Genomic DNA, 16,163 nt, shown 5'->3' on the forward strand with positions numbered 1-16,163 from the left:
TCGTTTTGAGCGCGCAGCGCTTCTTGCCGGCTGTTCGCTCCTTGCTATTGGCTGTTCGCCATCCTCTGATCTGCTTCCGCGGTCAGGCGATTGAGCGCCTCCTCGATTTCCAGCCGCTTGGCCTCGATCGCCGCGTCATCCGCGTCGGACGGAACCCAAATCGGCGGCCCCCACAGGAAGAGCGCCCGGCTGAAGGGATAGGGCAGCAGAAAGCGATCCCAACTCGCAAAGAGTTTTTTTTTGAGCAGCCGAACGTCAGCGGGACGATCGGCAAGCCCGTGGCCTTGGCGAGCTGAACGACCCCCTTCTGGACCACCTGCCGCGGGCCGCGGGGCCCGTCCGGGGTGACGACCAGGTCCATCCCCGTCCGGCCGAGCCGGATGAGCTGGCGCAGCGCCTCGACGCCGCCCCGCGTCGTCGAGCCGCGCACCGAGCGGAAGCCGAATCGCCCGATGAGCCGGCTGATCAGCTCGCCGTCGCGGTGCCGGCTGACGAGCACGTGGGCCTCGGTCCCGCGGTAGGCCAGCGGCATCATCAGTTGCCGCCCGTGCCAGAAGACGATGATCATCCGCCCGCCGCGCCGATAGAGCGCATCCACCTGTTCCGCCCCGACGGTCCGAAGGAAAAGCGTCCGGCCCAGGGCCCGGATCGCCCAGGCCCCGAGCGCTGGCACCACCGCCAGTTTGAGCCAGTTGCCCACCTGCGTCATGCAGGACAGGGGACGCGGGACGCGGGACTGATGGGTGCTCTCTTCGACTCGTTCACCCATCACTCGTCACCCGTCACGCTTTCTGCGAACTGGATCGCGTGGAGCCGCTTGTAGAGCCCGCCCAGCCGGAGCAGCTCCTCATGGGAGCCGACCTCCACGATACGCCCTCGATCCAGCACCACGATGCGGTCAGCCCGTTGCACCGTCGAGAGCCGGTGCGCGATAACCAGCGTGGTCCGATTCCTCATCAGGTTGGCGAGAGCCAGTTGGACCACCCGCTCGGACTCGGAGTCCAGCGCCGAGGTGGCCTCGTCCAGGATCAGGATCGGCGGATCCCGGAGGAGCGCCCGGGCGATGGCCAGGCGCTGCCGCTCTCCGCCCGAGAGCTTCACGCCGTTCTCCCCGATCAGCGTGTCATAGCCGTCTGGCAGCCGCATGATGAAGTCGTGTGCGTAGGCGGCTTTGGCCGCGGCCACCACCTCCTCGTCCGTCGCCCCGGCGCGGCCGTAGGCGATGTTGTTGCGCACGGACTCGTCGAACAGAACCGTCGCCTGCGAGACGATCCCGATCTGCCCGCGCAGCGACCGGAGCGTGACCTCCCGGATGTCCCGCCCGTCAATCAGGATCGCGCCCTCCGTTGGCTCATAGAAGCGCGGCACCAGGCTCACCAGCGAGGTCTTCCCGCTGCCGCTGCTTCCGACGAGCGCGACGATCTCTCCCGCCTTGATCGCCAGGTTCACGTCAAACAGCGCTGGGTGTTCGGCGCCGTCGTACCGGAACGTGACGCGTCGAAACTCCAGGGACCGGCTGATCGGGGCCAGCTCCACCGTGCCCCGGTCCATCGCCTGCTCGTTCTCGAGATCCAGGACGCTGAAGACGCGTTCCGCGGCAGCCAGGGCCTGCTGGATCGTGTTGTTGGCGCCGGAGAGCTTTCGAATCGGAGCATAGGCCATAAACATCGCGGTGAGAAAAGAGAAGAACGCGCCCGGGGTCATCGTACCCTGGATCACCAAGTAGCCGCCATACCACACGATCACGGCGACACCCGTGACGCCGATGACCTCCATGTAGGTCGAAGTCAACGATGAGATCTGCACCGCTTTCATGTTGGCCCGCAGAAAGGCCCGGTTGTTGTCCAGGAACCGCTTGCTTTCGAACTCCTCGCGGCCGAAGGCTTTGACCTCGCGAATCCCCACCAGCGTCTCCTGCAGGACCGAGGCCATGTCACCCGCCCGCTCCTGCCCACGCGTGGCGAGCGCGCGCAGCCGCTTGCCCATGCGCAGCATCGTGTGCGCGGAGAGCGGGACGACGATGGCCGACACAGCCGCCAGCTTCCAGTTTTGGTAAAAGATCACGGCGACCATCGCCAAGAAAGTCAACCCCTGCTGGAACACATCTTTGAGGACCCCGCCGACGGCGTTCGCCATGACACTGACGTCGTTGAAGACCCGCGCGAGCAGTCGCCCGGAGGCGTTGGTGTCATGAAACCGAATAGGCAGTCGCATGAGCTGGACAAAGAGGGCCTGCCGGATGTCCGTCACCACCCGGTTGCCGACATAGTTCATCAAGTAGTTCTGGCCGTAGCTGAAGGCGCCTTTCAGCACCGCCACGCTCAAGATCGCGAGCGGCAGCACCGTGAGCAGGGCCTGATCCTTGCTGATGAAGATGCCGTCGAGGACGGGGCGAACCATCCAGGCATAGGCCCCGGTGAGCGCCGCGACGGCGGCGGAGCACACAAAGGCCGCCGCCAGCCGGACGCGGTGGGGCCAGAAGCACCGGATGAGCCGGAGGAACAGCGTCATGCCCCGCACTCCTCAAGGACGAGCGCGGCCGCGCGCCGCGACGCCCCCGGTTCGCCGAGCGCGGCCCGCACCCTTCGCAGCGCCGCGCGCATGGCCTCGGCTTCCGCCCCGTCGTCGAGCAGGCGCGCCGCCTCCTCGCGGAGACGGGCGCCGCTGGCCGCGCCCTGGAGCAACTCGGGCACGATCCGGCGGCCCGCGACGATGTTGACGAGGCCGATACAGCCGAGCCGCGCGACCAGCCCGGTCCGGTTCGCCCGGATCAGCCATCGCGCGAGCCAGTAGGTGAGCGGCGAGACCCGGTAGGCCAGCACCATCGGCGTGCCCACGATCGCCGCTTGAAGCGTCGCGGTCCCGGAAGCGACCAGCAGCACATCGGAGGCCGCCATGACTTCGCTCGCCAGGTCCGGCACGATCCGGACCGGGACCCGATGCCCGCGGCACAGCACCTCCACCAGCGACGTCGGGATCGAAGGGGCTTGCGCCACCAGCACCTGGAGCCCCGGATGGTCCGAAGAGAGCGCCGTCGCGGCTGCCAGCATTTCAGGAAACAACGCCTGGACCTCTCGCTCGCGGCTACCTGGCAGCACCCCGATCACCGGACCGCCGGTCTCCACGCCGAACCGCTTCCGCAGCTCGGCGCGGTCATAAGAAGGAGCGACCACGTCGAGCAGCGGATGCCCGACGAAGTCGCAGCGAATGCCCGCCTCCCTGAAGAGAGCCTCCTCGAAGGGCAGGATGACGAGCAGGCGGTCCACCACCCGAGCGATCAGGCGGACCCGCCCCGGATGCCAGGCCCAGACCTGCGGGGCGACATAGTAGATCACCCGGTGCCCGGCGCGCTTGGCCGCGCGCGCCAGGCGGAGATTTAAGCCGGGCGCGTCAATGAACACCGCGGCGTCTAGCGGGGTGCGCTGGAAGAACCGCGCCAGCGTGCGATACGTCCGGAGGCCGGCGCGCAAGTGCGCCACCCCGACCATCCCGATGCCGTCCAGGCGCTCGTTGCCCTGCACGAGCGCGACGCCCGCCGCCTGGAGCTTGGCGCTGCCGACCCCGAGCAGCTCCACGTCGGGCCGCAGTGCGTGAAGCGCCCGGGCCAGGTTCGCGCCGTGCAGCTCTCCGGAGGCCTCACCGGTCACGATCAGAATGCGGGGCATAACGCTACCCATGACGCGGGATGGGGGACGCGGGACGGGCGCGGCGCGCCGGGACCTGCGCGCACCCCAGGCGATGGGAATGCGGAAGACCCCGCGTCTTTGCACCGCCTCGCCCGTGACTCGTCACGCATCACCCGTCACTCGTCACGCCCTCAGTGTGGCGTTGCATGAACTCGCCGATCGAGTCCAGGACCTGATAGGCCAGCTCCAGCGCCGCGATGCCGTCCTCCCCCGACACCACCGGGCGCGTGCCCGACGCCACCGCCTGCACGAACGCCTCGAGCTCCAACCGCAACGGCTCGTCGTCGCTCCCCTGCACCGGCTCGGCTTTGATCGCGGGCCGGGCGCCCGGCCCGGTCTCGCGCCGGCAGATCACGCCCTGGCGAGTCTGGTAGTCCACGGAAATATAGGCATCGCGCTGGAAGAGCCGCAGCCGGCGCAGCCGGGTCATCGAGACCCGGCTCGCCGTCAAGTTGGCGACGCACCCGCTGGCGAACGCGATCCGGACATTCGCGATGTCAATCGTCGGCGACAGCACCGGGACTCCGGCCGCCCGGACTTCCTCTACCGGTCCCGGCCCGAAGGACAGGATCATGTCCAGATCGTGGATCATGAGATCGAGCACCACGTCCACGTCGGTGCCGCGCTCGCCGAAGGGAGCCAGGCGGTGGCATTCGATGAAGCCCGGCTTGCCGATGAGGGGACGGATCGCCCGGATGACCGGGTTGAACCGCTCGATGTGGCCGACTTGGAGGACCAGCCCCCGGCCCTTGGCCAGTTCCACTAGCTCGCAGGCCTCGCGCACCGTCACCGCGATGGGCTTTTCGACCAGGACGTGGACGCCGGCCTCCAGGCAGCTCTTCACGACGGCGTAGTGGGCCGACGTAGGCACCGCGACGCTCACGGCGTCCACCTGGGGAAGCAGGGCGGCCGCGTCCGTATGCCCGGGCACCCCGTGGCGCTCGGCCACGAGTCGCGCCCGGTCGGGAGCCGCGTCCACGATCCCCGCCAGGACGCAGTCGGGCAGGCCCGCATAAACCCGGGCATGGTGCTGCCCGAGATGCCCCACCCCGATCACGCCGACTCGCAGGGGACTCATCATTCAGTGAACGGGTAACGGGTGATGGGTGACGCGTAAAGAAGCCGTGTTCAGAACCTTACCCATTACCCATTACGTTGCTCGTCCGCGAGCCCGACGATTGCGATGCCCGCCCGGTCGGCTTGGCGCAGCGTCTCCCCTCGCTCCAGGAGAATCCCCCGCCCGGCTTCGAGCGCCAGGGTCGAGGCCTTCACCGCCTCCATCACCGCGATGGTGGCCGGCCCGACGGCGGGCAGATCAAACCGCAGGTCCTGCTGCGGCTTGCTGCGCTTGACGACCACGGCGCCGCCCCGCGCGAGCATCCCGCCGCGGCGGATCGCTTCATCCGTCCCCTCGACGGCCTCGACCGCCACGACGACCCGGTTCTTGACCACCACGCACTGGCCGATGTCGAGCCGGCCAATCTCCAGAGCCATGTCCCAGCCGAACCGAATGTCCGCCCACTCCTCCTCGCTGGGCTCGCGCCTCGTCAGCACGCCCTCGTCCACCAAGATCCCGCTCAGGCCAAAGGTGGATTCGCGAATCTGGATCCCTTCGCGCTCCAGTTCTGCGGCGATCTCGCGGAGGATCGCGTCGTCCTTCCACGCTTTGAGGCGGCTGGCCACGGCCAGGGCCCGGAAGTCGGGCCGGACCGTGGTAAAGACGTGCGTTTTCTTGATGCCGCCCAGCATCACCGCCTGCCGGACCCCGTCGTCCTTGAGGGCCCGGATCAACTTGTTGAACTGGCCGATCTTGACCCAGTGGATCCGGTCCACGTGCCGTTCCAGCTCAGGATCGGTCTCGCCGATGTGGGCGACCGCCGACACGGCGTACCCGAGCCGCCGGACGTTCGCCGCGAAGATAATAGGGAACCGCCCGTTGCCCGCAATGAGTCCAATCCGCTCGCCCGATCCGGCCGGCACAGCCCCCGCCCTGCCCGCGTCCATACCTAATCCTCTTCTTCGAGCTCCCCGGTGGCCGCCTGGCAGATGCCCCGCTTCGTGCCCTCCAGGAACACCAGCATCTCCTGCACATCCGGACTGTCCCCGAACTTCTCCTGGGCCTGCTTGACCGCGTCCACCAGCTTTTGGCCCGAGCGGAACAGCAGGTCGTAGGCGTCCCGGATCACGCCGACGCGCTCGGGGGAGAAGCCGTGGCGCCGCAGGCCGACGGAGTTCAGCCCGTACAGCCTGGCGCGGTAGCCCCCTGCGGCCCGGGTGAACGGGGGCACGTCCTGCCCGACAGCCGAGCATCCCCCAATCATCACATAGGCGCCGATGCGGACGAACTGGTGGATGCCGACGAGCCCCCCGATGATGGCGTGGTCTCCGATGGTGATGTGCCCCGCCAGGGTGGCCGAATTGGCCATGATCAGGTGATTCCCGAGCTGGCAGTCGTGGGCGATATGGCAGTAGGCCATGAGAAAATTGTGGTTCCCGATCGAGGTCAGTCCGCCACCCAAGGCCGTGCCCCGATTCACGGTCACGTACTCCCGGATGATGTTGTCGTGCCCGATGACCACGCGGGTCGGCTCGCCCCGATACTGGACGTGCTGAGGCGGCGTGCCGATCGAGGCGTAGGGATAGAGCTGGCAGCGCTCGCCGATCTCGGTCCATCCCTCGATGTAGACGTGCCCGAGCAGGCGGGTGCCGCGGCCGATCCTGACGTGCTCGCCGACGATGGAGTACGGCCCGATCTCCACATCTGGCCCCAACTCAGCCTTGGGATGGACAATCGCGGTCGGATGAATCTGCACGCTTCCCTCCAAGAGCACCGAGCGAAGAGCCCAAGCGAACAGCGCCGAACGCTCGGCTGCTCGCTAGTCGCTGCTCGCTGGTTTTTCTTCCGTCACCATCGCCGTCATCTCGGCTTCGCACACCAGATCGGACTCGACAAACGCCTGGCCCTGCATCTTCCAGAACGGCGCCCGCTGCCTGACCACCTCCACCTCCAGGCGGAGCTGGTCTCCAGGGACTACGGGCTTGCGGAACTTGGCCTTGTCCACGCCGGTCAGGTAGACCACGGGCTTGCCCGCCAGCGGCGCGGACTTGAACGCCAGCACGCCCCCCACCTGGGCCAGTGCCTCGAGGATCAGCACCCCGGGCATGATCGGCCGACCGGGGAAATGCCCCTGAAAGAACGGCTCGTTGACCGTCACGTTCTTGATCCCGACGATCCGGCGGCCCGCCTCCAGCTCCCGGATCCGGTCCACGAGCAAAAAGGGATACCGGTGTGGCAGCGTCGCCTGGATCTCCTGGATGTCCATCGTCGTCATCTGCTCTGCCTCCCGTCCGCACGGCCATCCTGCGTCTCAGGGGAACCGGCGATCGAACTCCTTGATCACCTGGTCGGTCAGATCAATCACCCTGGAGAAATAGATCACGATTCTGAGGGTCTCGTTGCTCCCGGAGTCCAGCACCGCCGCATAGCCGCCCTTCTTCGCAATCTCCGATGTGACCTCGCTGATCCGCTTGCTGTACTCATCGAGCAGCTCCTGCTGCTTGGCCTGGATCTCCCGGTTGAACTCCTCGAGCCGCCGCTGGTAGGCCTCCAGCTTGACCCTGAAGAGCTCGGTCTTCTGGCTCTTCTGCTCGTCGGTGAGGGAACCGTTCCGAATCTCGGTTTCCAGCCGCTTGAGTTCCTCATCGTCCGCCGCGACGATCCGCTGGCGGGTGGCCGAGAACTCCTTGAGACGGTCCAGCTCGCGCTTGCCGGCCTTCGTGCGCTCGAGGACCGCCCGCTGGTTGACGACCCCGACCTTGAAGGCCTCCGCGGCCTGGGCGGCGCCGGCTGGCAGGAGCGCGAGGACGACCAGTCCCGCGAGGACGCTTCGGCACTTCCCCGGATTCATGCGCGCTTCCACTCCCGACCCGGCCTCGGCAGACCGGCGGCGGCCACCAGGCGAGGCCCCCGCCGTCCACGTCATCGGGCCTCCTTGTTCAGCTCTTCGATGACCTTGGGCGTAATATCGAGCGACGCGTCGGAGTAAATGGTCGGGGACCCCTTCCCCTTTTCGAGCACCATGAGCAGGCCCAACTGATGCGCCACCCGAGCGGACACCCGCTCGACCTGATCGCGAAAGCCTTCGAAGACTTCCTTCTGCTTCTCCTGCACCTCGCGGTTCAACTCATTGGCCTTCTGTTGGTACTCTACCACGCGGCGGCGGAACTGCTCCTCGCGTTCCTTCTTGGCGTTGGCGCTCAGCACGCTCGCCTGCCTGCCCAGCTCCTCTTCCAACCGCCGGAGCTCCTTCTCCTCCAGCTCGATCAGCGCCTGACGGTTCTTCATGAAGGTGTTGAGGGAATCCCGAGCCTTCTGGCCGGGGACCGAGTCGGCCAGCACCCGCTCGGCGTCCACCACGCCCACCAGGAACGCGGGCTTCGCAGGAGCCGCTCCTCCGCAGCCGCTGAGCAGCAGCGCCAGCCCCATGACGACGCCCACGAGGCTTCGCCCCCGCCCGCTCGCCAGACCCTCCATCGCCCATTCGGCTGCTGTGGTCATGCTTCCCCCTGTTCTCCCCACCGCCCCGGCCAGACTGCCCAGGCCCGGCCCCAACCGACAAACGGCCCCGCGGCCTGGCTAGAACAGCGAGCCCACGGAGAATTCGAACACGGCTTTCCTCTCATTGGGCCGCGGCTCGAGGTTGATCCCGTAGGCCAGCCGGAGCGGGCCGAACGGCGAGATCCAGCGGATCTCGATACCCGCCGCCTTCCGGAGCGCCAGACTGAACTTCTCGTTGTCGTCGAACCCCTTCCCATAGTCGTAGAAGAAGACCCCGTTGAGCTTCGCCTCGGACGAGATCGGGAAAATAAAGTCGAAGTTAAAGATCAGCTCCTTCGCGGCGCCGACCAGGTAGCCGTCCGGTGTCACGGGCCCCGCCCGGCCGAAATAGAACCCGCGCATCGTGTTGATGCCGCCGACGTAGAACCGCTCCGTCAACGGGATCGGCTTCCCCTGCAGCCCTTCCACGGTCCCGAACCGCCCGCGGACCGCGAATCGGGTGTCGAACGGCAGCGGCGTGTATTTCAGGACGTCCAGGGCGAGCTTATAGAAATTGTTGGTGCCCCCGAGATACGGCGTCCCGAGGCTGAACTCGGCGGCATGGCGCCAGCCGGTTCGGGGGTCCAGGTAGTAGTCCCGAGAATCTCGTGCGACCGACAGGCGAAACCCCGTTGTGGTCTGAGTTCCGAACTGATTCCGGATGAATTGGGGGATCTGGGTGGACACGCCGAACAAGGACCCGGGGCTCGCCGCGCTGCCGAACGGGTTGAACGTGTTAAAGTACGTATTCGGATCCGCATAGCGGATATGCTCGGCGACTAAGGTGAATGACCCGGACGCATATTCGGAAAACCACCGCCCGAACGTGGCCGTCGCGCCCGTCTTGTCTTCGAAGAAGGTTCCGTACATCGTCTGCGTCTTGTACACATCTCCTTGAAACGACGTCAACGAATCCTCGACGTACGGATTGCGGAACGTGATCAACCCGACCGAGCGCAACTGGCCCAACTGGCCCCGGATGCGGCCTAGATAGCCCTTGCCGAACAGGTTGCCCTCCGTGATGTCCGCGATCGCGACGAACCGGTCCAGGGTGCTGAAGCCGCCCCCGATGCTGAACATCCCCGTCGGCTTCTCCTTCACCTTGACGTCGAGATCCACCTTGTCCTCCTCCACCTGCTTGGGGAGGATCTCGACCGTCTCGAAGAAGTTCAGGTTGTTGAGCCGCTGGTAGCTCCGCTTCATCGCGACCGTGTCGATCACTTCCTGCTCGTTGATGCGGATCTCGCGCCGGATCACGTTGTCCCGGGTCTTGTCGTTGCCGGTGATGCGAATGTTCCGCACGCGGATCAGGTTCCCCTCCTTGATGTGGAAGGTGATGGCGGCGGTCTTGGTGGTGGCGTCGGGCGTGACCGCGGGATTCACCTCGGTGAAGGCGTAGCCCTTGGCCCCGTAGAGCTCCGTCAGCCGGGTGATCTCGTCGCGGATCTTGGCCCGTTGGAAGACCTCGCCCGTCTGGATAGGGGAGCCGGCCCGCAGCTCCGCGTCTTCGAAGACCGTGTTGCCGCGGAACCCCACCTCGCCGACCGTGTAGGGTTCCCCCTCCTCGATCGGGAACGTGACGATGAACCACTTCTTGTCCGGCGTCAGCTCGATGCTCGGCAACCCGACCTGGACGTTCAAGTAGCCCTTGTTCATGTAGACTTCGCGGATCCGCTCCACGTCGTTGGCCAATTCCTCTCGCTTCAGCAGGCCCGCGTCGGTGAAGTTGGAGAGCAGCCAGATCCACTCGCGGGTGGCCATGAGCTTAAACAGCTCCTTCTTGGTCACCGCCGTCGAGCCCGGAAACCGGACCTCCTTGATCTTGGCGCGTTCGCCCTCCTTGATATAGAAGGTCAGCCGCTTCCGGTCCTGGTCCAAGGCTTGGATGATCGGGATCACCTGGGCGTTGTAGTACCCGTCTTCCTGATATTGCAGCCGGATCTTCTCGGCGCTCTCCTTGGCCTGTTGCTGATCCAGGAACGACTGGCTGCGGATGGTGATCTTTTCCTTCAGCTTGTCGTCGCTGAGCTCTTCGTTGCCATCGAACACGATCTCGGTGATGAAGGGCTTCTCGCGGACGACGAAGGTCACGGCGACGCCGCCGGGCGCCGGCTCGGTCTCGACCTGGACGTCTTCGAAGAACCCCATTTCATAGATCAACCGGATCTGGGCCCGGACGGCCTCGGCTGTATGGAGGTCGCCGGGCTTGAGCGTGAGGCGCCCGAGAATGGCGGGGTCCTCGATCCGCTGATTCCCGCGCACGTGCACCGACGCCACCCGCGCAGCCCCCTCCTGGGCCCCGCGTTCCTCAGCGGAGGGGGTGCCACGCCAGCACGCGAGCAGGACAGCCATCACCAGCACAGCGAAAAACGACGAACGGTCCACCACGAGCTTGGTCACCGCGGTCGTTCCGTGGCAACCCGCTGACCTGCGACCGTGGCGAGCGGCTCCGGGGCTTGGAGACCTGCGAGCGGAGCGTTCTGGACGACGTCCGCCTCTGGACGGCGAGTAGTCATGATGCCTATAGATGCCGTGGACGCGCCGCACCCGCTCGTGCGACGCTCACCTCCGGACACCGGAAGGTGTCTGCTCGGCCGGGCAGACAGGGACCCCGTGAAAACGTTTGAAAAATCTTACGGATTATAGGGGGCCGCTCCCGGGATGTAAAGAGAAATTCTCCGCGGGCGGCTCGCTGGTGCGCGCCCGCCCGCGACCGCCGTTGCCTTGACTTTCCAGACACCCATCTCATAGGATGCAACCCATGTCGGCGCCTGCGATCAGAACAGCGGTCATCCCCGCCGCAGGGCTCGGGACGCGGTTCCTCCCGGCCACCAAGGCCTCTCCCAAAGAAATGCTCCCGCTCGTGGACAAGCCGCTCATCCAGTACGCGGTGGAAGAGGCGGTGGCGGCGGGGATCGAGAACATCATCGTCGTCACGGGGCGCGGCAAGCGGGCGATCGAGGACCATTTCGACCGCTCCTTCGAGCTCGAAGAGAACCTCAGGGGGAACGGGAAGAGCCATCTGCTGAAGGACATCCGGCGAATCTCCGAACTCGCGAACTTCTGCTATGTGCGGCAGGCCCAGGCCCTGGGGCTGGGGCACGCGGTGCTCTGCGCGCAGCACCTCATCGGCAACGAGCCCTTCGCCGTCATCTTGGGCGACGAGGTGATTGACGCCAAGGTACCGGCGCTCGCCCAGCTCATGCGCGTCTTCAAGCAGGACACCGGCGCGGTGCTCGGCGTCAAGCAGGTGCACGCGAGCGAGGTACATCAATACGGGATCGTCGCCACGAGGCGAGTGGCCGAGGGCCTGTACCGCGTGCTCGACATGGTCGAGAAGCCCTCGCCCGAGCAGGCGCCCTCGCGGCTGGCCGTGATCGGCCGCTACGTGCTGTCGCCGAAGATCTTCCCGATCCTCGAGCGGACCTCGCCGGGAAAAAACGGCGAGATCCAGCTCACCGACGCGCTGCGCCGGCTGGCCCAGGACACGCCCGTGTTCGCCCAGATCGTCAGCGGCGAGCGCCACGACGCGGGGGACAAGCTCGGGTTCTTGAAGGCGACCGTCGCCTTCGCGCTCAAGAGCCCCACCCTGGGCCGCCCGTTTGCCCGATACCTGCGGCAGGTGGTCGGAGGCGGCCGAAAAGCGTCCTTCAACTGAGTCGTGTCGGGAAGCGCTGCCCTCTTCCTCCGGCCTCCAGCTCAGGCGCCGGCTCGCGAGGGTGAGGGAGGCAGCCCGATCCGGCTGTCCTCGGGTGTGCCCGATCGAACGAGAAAGCGCGAGACCTGATGTCGGCAGAACAGCACGAACGAGACCCGCAGCAGGTGGAGATCCCGGAGCAGCTCCCGCTGCTCCCGGTCCGGGACATCGTCGTCTTCCCCTATATGGTCCTCCCGCTCTTCGTCGGTCGCGAGATGTCCATCAAGGCGATCGAGGCGGCGCTGGCGGGCAACCGGATGATCTTCCTCGCCACCCAGAAGGCCCTCGACGTCGAGAACCCCAAGCCGGACGACATCCACCAGGTCGGCACGATCGGGATCATCATGCGCATGCTCAAGCTCCCCGACGAGCGCATCAAAATCCTGGTGCAGGGCGTCGCCAAGGGGCGCGTGCAGGACTACATCCAGACCGAGCCCTACTACTCTGTCCGCATCGCCCGGATCCCGGAGCTCAAGCCCGCCGCGGTCTCCCTCGAGGGGGAAGCGATCATGCGCACGGTGAGGGAGCAGCTCGAGCGCGTGATCAGCCTCGGCAAGGTGCTGATGCCGGACGTCATGGTCGTGATCGAGAACCTGGAGGACCCGGGACGTCTGGCCGACATGGTTGTCTCGAACCTTGGCCTCAAGGTCGAGGTCGCGCAGGAGGTGCTCGAGATTGAAGATCCGGTCGCCCGCCTCAAGCGGGTCAGCGAGATCCTGGCCAAAGAGGTCGAAGTCCTCTCGATGCAGCAGAAGATCCAGGCCCAGGCCAAGGGCGAAATGGACAAGACCCAGCGCGAGTACTTCCTGCGCGAGCAGCTCAAGGCTATCCAGAAGGAGTTGGGCGAGCTGGACGAGCGCGCCGAGGAGGTCGCCGATTTCCGCAAGCGCATCAAAGACGCGAAGATGCCGGAGAAGGTCCTCAGGGAATGCGAGAAGCAGCTCAAGCGGCTCGAAAAGATGCATCCGGATACGGCCGAGTCCGCCACGGTCCGGACCTACCTAGAATGGATGGTCGAGCTGCCCTGGAGCAAGAAGTCCAAGGACAACCTGGACATCAAGGCGGCCGCCAAGGTGCTCAATGAGGACCACTATGACCTCGAGAAGGTCAAGGAGCGCATCCTCGAATACCTCGCGGTCCGGAAACTCAAGGACAGGATGAAGGGCCCGATCCTCTGCTTCGTCGGCCCTCCCGGAGTCGGGAAGACCTCGCTGGGCAAATCCATCGCCCGGGCGCTGGGCCGCGAGTTCGTGCGGATCAGCCTCGGCGGGGTGCGCGACGAGGCGGAGATCCGCGGGCACCGCCGCACCTACGTCGGCGCCCTCCCCGGCCGCATCATCCAGGGGATCAAGCAGGCGGGGACGAGCAACCCCGTCTTCATGATGGACGAGGTGGACAAGATCGGCATGGACTTCCGCGGCGATCCGTCGGCCGCCCTGCTCGAGGTCCTAGACCCCGAGCAGAATCACGCCTTCAGCGACCACTATCTCGGCGTGCCCTTCGACCTCTCGGAGGTCATGTTCATCACGACGGCCAACCTGATGGATCCGATTCCCTCGCCGCTCCGAGACCGGATGGAGATCATCGAGATTCCCGGCTACACGGAGGAGGAGAAGCTCGGTATCGCGCAGCGCTACCTGATCCCGCGGCAGCTCAAGGAGCACGGGATCACCGAGACGCACGTCCGGTTCACCGAGCCGGCGCTCCGGCACATCATCACCCACTACACGCGCGAGGCGGGCGTCCGGAACCTGGAACGCGAGATCGCCAACGTCATGCGGAAGGTGGCCAAGAAGGTCGCCGAGGGCAAGACCAGCCGGCACACCGTGATCCCCGGCAACCTGCACCGGTACCTGGGCGTGCCGAAGTTCCTGCCCGAGGCGGAACAGCAGAAGGACGAGGTCGGCGTGGCCACGGGACTGGCCTGGACAGAAACGGGCGGCGACGTGCTCTACATCGAGGCGACCGTGATGAAGGGCAAGGGGCAGCTCATGCTGACGGGCCACCTGGGCGACGTCATGAAGGAGTCGGCCCAGGCCGCGCTCAGTTACGTGCGCTCGCGGGCGAAGCTGCTGGGCATTGACCCGGAGGTCTTCGCCAAGACGGATCTCCACATCCACGTGCCGGCCGGCGCGATCCCGAAGGACGGGCCCTCCGCCGGGATCACGATGGCCACGGCCATCGCGTCCAGTCTCACGAACCGGCCCGTCCGGCGGGACGTCGCCATGACCGGCGAGGTTACGCTGCGCGGCCGGGTGCTCCAGATCGGCGGACTGAAGGAGAAGATCCTGGCGGCCAAGCGGGCGAAGCTCTCCACGGTGATCCTGCCCGCCCGCAACAAGAAGGATCTCGAGGAGATCCCCAAGCACCTGCTCCGCGGGCTCCACTTCGTCTTCGTCGAGACCATGGACGAGGTGATCCGCACGAGCCTGGCCCAGAAGGGCGCGGCGACCGCGAAGCCGCAGCCTACGGACGGGGCGCGCCCGACCCGCCGCCCCAAGGCCAGCCGGATCGAGAAACGCAAGCCCCTGCCGCGCTCGCGCCCGCTCGCGCCCGCCGTGTCCGTCGCGCCCCGGCGCGGCCGCGGTGGCTGACCCGCATGCCGACGCCCGCCGCCCGCGGCGCTCCGCTTCACGAGTTCGGCCTGATCCGAGACCTGGCCCGCCGCTTCGGCCAGACCGGCCCCTCGGTCCTCCAAGGGATCGGCGACGACGCCGCCGCCATCCGGCCGGTTCCGGGCCGGGCCCTGCTGCTCACCACGGACCTGCTGGCCGAAGGCGTCCATTTCAATCCCGCCACGGCGACCTGGGACGAGATCGGCTACAAGGCCGCGGTCGCCAACCTGAGTGACATCGCTGCCATGGGCGGCGTGCCGCGATACCTACTGGTGGCCCTGGCCCTCCCAACCTCGCGGACCGCTGCCGAGATCCGGCGGCTCTACCGCGGGATGATGCGCGCTTGCCGGGCCTATGGCGTCGAACTGATCGGGGGCGACACCTCGGCTTCGCGGAGCGGCCTGTTCCTGAGCCTGACGCTGGCTGGGATCGCCAGCGAGACCGGTATCCTCCGGAGAAGCGGCGCCCGGGTGGGCGACCTGATCTACGTCACGGGCACGCTGGGGGACGCGCTCGCGGGCCTCGAGCTCCTCGGCGAAAGCCCGGCGCGCGCCCTCCGAGCCCTCCCGCCCCGGTACCGGCGGTACCTGCTCGAGCGGCATCGCCGGCCGAGCCCGCGCCTCAAGGAAGGGCGGCTCCTGGCCGCCCATCGCCTCGCCACGGCCGCCATCGACCTCTCTGACGGGCTCTCGGGCGACCTGGCGCACATCTGCGAGCAGAGCAGCGTCGGCGCCCTGATCGAGGCCGCCGCCCTCCCGCTGTCGCCGGCCTGCCGGGCCTACGCGCAGGCCCGGGGGCTGACCCCGGCCGCGCTGGCCCTGCGTGGCGGCGAGGACTACGAGCTGCTGTTCACGGTCCCGCCACGGCGCCGGGCGAGGCTGGAGCGGCTCGCGCGGCGCCACGGCTGCCGGTTCACGTGCATCGGCACGGTCCGGCTGCCGGGCGAGGGCCTGCGGCTGCGCGGGGAGGACGGAACGGTGCGCCGGCTGATTCCGACCAGCTATGAGCATTTCCACCGGCCGGCTCCCGGCACGAGGTGACGCGATGCCTTCGCTCGCGAGCGTCCGTCAGCGCCTGCGCGCGGTCCTCCATCTCGACGAGCCGCCGTCCCGGACCGCGCTGGCCTTCGCGATCGGCACGTTCATCGCCTTTTGCCCCCTCTATCCCCACACCCTGCTCGTGGTCCTCTGCGCCTGGCTGTTCCGTCTCAACGTCGTGGCGATTCTCGCCGGCGCGCTGCTCAACAATCCGTGGACGATCGTGCCGATCCTCGGCGCGACGTTCTGGATCGGGTTCCAGGTGACAGGCTCGCCGCAGGCCGGTCCCCTGAACTGGGACGTCAGCTCACTCACCGCCCTCTACCACCAGGCCACGCCCTACGCCGTCCCCTTCGTGGTCGGCGGGCTCGTTCTCAGCGTAGCCGGCGCGGCGTTGTCGTACCCGGTCGCCTACTACGTCATCACCCAGTACCGCGGGCGGCGACGCGCACCGGCGGAGGCCGAGCGACGGTTGCCACCCGGGACGGGGCTGGGCTAAGATGATCGCACCGGCTCGAGGACGCCACCCTG

At 67.1% G+C, this 16,163-nt stretch carries 14 protein-coding genes; 4 read left to right on the top strand and 10 right to left on the bottom strand.

Going from position 1 to position 16,163, the window contains the following annotated elements; genetic code table 11:
- Window positions 1–82: 82 nt before the first annotated feature.
- From ACWHYQ_RS17005 to bamA, 10 genes are all read right to left on the bottom strand, one after another.
- Window positions 83–769, bottom strand: coding sequence for a lysophospholipid acyltransferase family protein (locus tag ACWHYQ_RS17005; protein WP_447973296.1), 687 nt, complete (start codon window positions 767–769; stop codon window positions 83–85).
- Window positions 769–2,511, bottom strand: a complete 1,743-nt coding sequence (gene msbA, locus ACWHYQ_RS17010) for a lipid A export permease/ATP-binding protein MsbA (protein ID WP_447973297.1) — start codon at window positions 2,509–2,511, stop codon at window positions 769–771. Before msbA ends, ACWHYQ_RS17005 begins: the two co-directional genes overlap by 1 nt.
- On the bottom strand, window positions 2,508–3,665 hold the full coding sequence (lpxB, locus tag ACWHYQ_RS17015; RefSeq protein ID WP_447973298.1) for a lipid-A-disaccharide synthase: 1,158 nt from the start codon (window positions 3,663–3,665) through the stop codon (window positions 2,508–2,510). Before lpxB ends, msbA begins: the two co-directional genes overlap by 4 nt.
- A gap of 130 nt (window positions 3,666–3,795) precedes the next feature.
- Window positions 3,796–4,767 carry a Gfo/Idh/MocA family protein gene (locus tag ACWHYQ_RS17020; protein ID WP_447973299.1) on the bottom strand — a complete coding sequence of 324 codons (972 nt, stop codon included), beginning with the start codon at window positions 4,765–4,767 and terminating at the stop codon, window positions 3,796–3,798.
- A 62-nt stretch (window positions 4,768–4,829) separates the two neighbouring features.
- Window positions 4,830–5,690, bottom strand: a complete 861-nt coding sequence (locus ACWHYQ_RS17025) for an LpxI family protein (RefSeq protein ID WP_447973300.1) — start codon at window positions 5,688–5,690, stop codon at window positions 4,830–4,832.
- Window positions 5,691–5,692: 2 nt separating this feature from the next.
- Window positions 5,693–6,499 (bottom strand): acyl-ACP--UDP-N-acetylglucosamine O-acyltransferase, encoded by an 807-nt coding sequence (gene lpxA / locus ACWHYQ_RS17030; RefSeq protein WP_447973301.1) that lies wholly within the window; start codon window positions 6,497–6,499, stop codon window positions 5,693–5,695.
- 63 nt (window positions 6,500–6,562) lie between these two features.
- Window positions 6,563–7,018 (bottom strand): 3-hydroxyacyl-ACP dehydratase FabZ, encoded by a 456-nt coding sequence (gene fabZ, locus ACWHYQ_RS17035; protein WP_447973302.1) that lies wholly within the window; start codon window positions 7,016–7,018, stop codon window positions 6,563–6,565.
- A gap of 36 nt (window positions 7,019–7,054) precedes the next feature.
- A complete protein-coding gene (locus tag ACWHYQ_RS17040) occupies window positions 7,055–7,669 on the bottom strand; it encodes an OmpH family outer membrane protein (protein WP_447973303.1) in 615 nt (204 codons plus the stop codon).
- Complete coding sequence (locus tag ACWHYQ_RS17045) at window positions 7,666–8,244, bottom strand: OmpH family outer membrane protein (RefSeq protein WP_447973304.1); 579 nt, start codon at window positions 8,242–8,244, stop codon at window positions 7,666–7,668. Before ACWHYQ_RS17045 ends, ACWHYQ_RS17040 begins: the two co-directional genes overlap by 4 nt.
- 78 nt (window positions 8,245–8,322) lie before the next feature.
- Window positions 8,323–10,683: an outer membrane protein assembly factor BamA gene (gene bamA, locus ACWHYQ_RS17050; protein ID WP_447973305.1), complete on the bottom strand. Its 2,361-nt coding sequence runs from the start codon at window positions 10,681–10,683 to the stop codon at window positions 8,323–8,325.
- A 361-nt stretch (window positions 10,684–11,044) separates the two neighbouring features.
- Between bamA and galU the strand changes: the two genes are divergently transcribed.
- The 4 genes from galU (at window position 11,045) to ACWHYQ_RS17070 (ending at window position 16,131) form a co-directional block, all read left to right on the top strand.
- Window positions 11,045–11,941: a UTP--glucose-1-phosphate uridylyltransferase GalU gene (galU, locus tag ACWHYQ_RS17055; protein WP_447973306.1), complete on the top strand. Its 897-nt coding sequence runs from the start codon at window positions 11,045–11,047 to the stop codon at window positions 11,939–11,941.
- Window positions 11,942–12,069: 128 nt separating this feature from the next.
- On the top strand, window positions 12,070–14,574 hold the full coding sequence (gene lon / locus ACWHYQ_RS17060; protein ID WP_447973307.1) for an endopeptidase La: 2,505 nt from the start codon (window positions 12,070–12,072) through the stop codon (window positions 14,572–14,574).
- 5 nt (window positions 14,575–14,579) lie between these two features.
- Window positions 14,580–15,635, top strand: a complete 1,056-nt coding sequence (gene thiL, locus ACWHYQ_RS17065; RefSeq protein ID WP_447973308.1) for a thiamine-phosphate kinase — start codon at window positions 14,580–14,582, stop codon at window positions 15,633–15,635.
- A 4-nt stretch (window positions 15,636–15,639) separates the two neighbouring features.
- Window positions 15,640–16,131, top strand: a complete 492-nt coding sequence (locus ACWHYQ_RS17070) for a DUF2062 domain-containing protein (protein ID WP_447973309.1) — start codon at window positions 15,640–15,642, stop codon at window positions 16,129–16,131.
- The last annotated feature ends 32 nt before the right edge of the window (window positions 16,132–16,163 follow it).

It is taken from the genome of Nitrospira sp. Kam-Ns4a, assembly GCF_965152595.1.

Excerpts from the sequence above, each read along its gene's own strand:
- msbA (WP_447973297.1), bottom strand. The coding sequence starts at position 2,511 with ATGACGCTGTTCCTCCGGCTCATCCGGTGCTTCTGGCCCCACCGCGTC.
- galU (WP_447973306.1), top strand. The coding sequence starts at position 11,045 with ATGTCGGCGCCTGCGATCAGAACAGCGGTCATCCCCGCCGCAGGGCTC.
- lon (WP_447973307.1), top strand. The coding sequence starts at position 12,070 with ATGTCGGCAGAACAGCACGAACGAGACCCGCAGCAGGTGGAGATCCCG.
- lpxB (WP_447973298.1), bottom strand. The coding sequence starts at position 3,665 with ATGCCCCGCATTCTGATCGTGACCGGTGAGGCCTCCGGAGAGCTGCAC.
- ACWHYQ_RS17045 (WP_447973304.1), bottom strand. The coding sequence starts at position 8,244 with ATGACCACAGCAGCCGAATGGGCGATGGAGGGTCTGGCGAGCGGGCGG.
- ACWHYQ_RS17020 (WP_447973299.1), bottom strand. The coding sequence starts at position 4,767 with ATGATGAGTCCCCTGCGAGTCGGCGTGATCGGGGTGGGGCATCTCGGG.
- ACWHYQ_RS17025 (WP_447973300.1), bottom strand. The coding sequence starts at position 5,690 with ATGGACGCGGGCAGGGCGGGGGCTGTGCCGGCCGGATCGGGCGAGCGG.
- fabZ (WP_447973302.1), bottom strand. The coding sequence starts at position 7,018 with ATGACGACGATGGACATCCAGGAGATCCAGGCGACGCTGCCACACCGG.
- ACWHYQ_RS17070 (WP_447973309.1), top strand. The coding sequence starts at position 15,640 with ATGCCTTCGCTCGCGAGCGTCCGTCAGCGCCTGCGCGCGGTCCTCCAT.
- ACWHYQ_RS17005 (WP_447973296.1), bottom strand. The coding sequence starts at position 769 with ATGGGTGAACGAGTCGAAGAGAGCACCCATCAGTCCCGCGTCCCGCGT.
- thiL (WP_447973308.1), top strand. The coding sequence starts at position 14,580 with ATGCCGACGCCCGCCGCCCGCGGCGCTCCGCTTCACGAGTTCGGCCTG.
- ACWHYQ_RS17040 (WP_447973303.1), bottom strand. The coding sequence starts at position 7,669 with ATGACGTGGACGGCGGGGGCCTCGCCTGGTGGCCGCCGCCGGTCTGCC.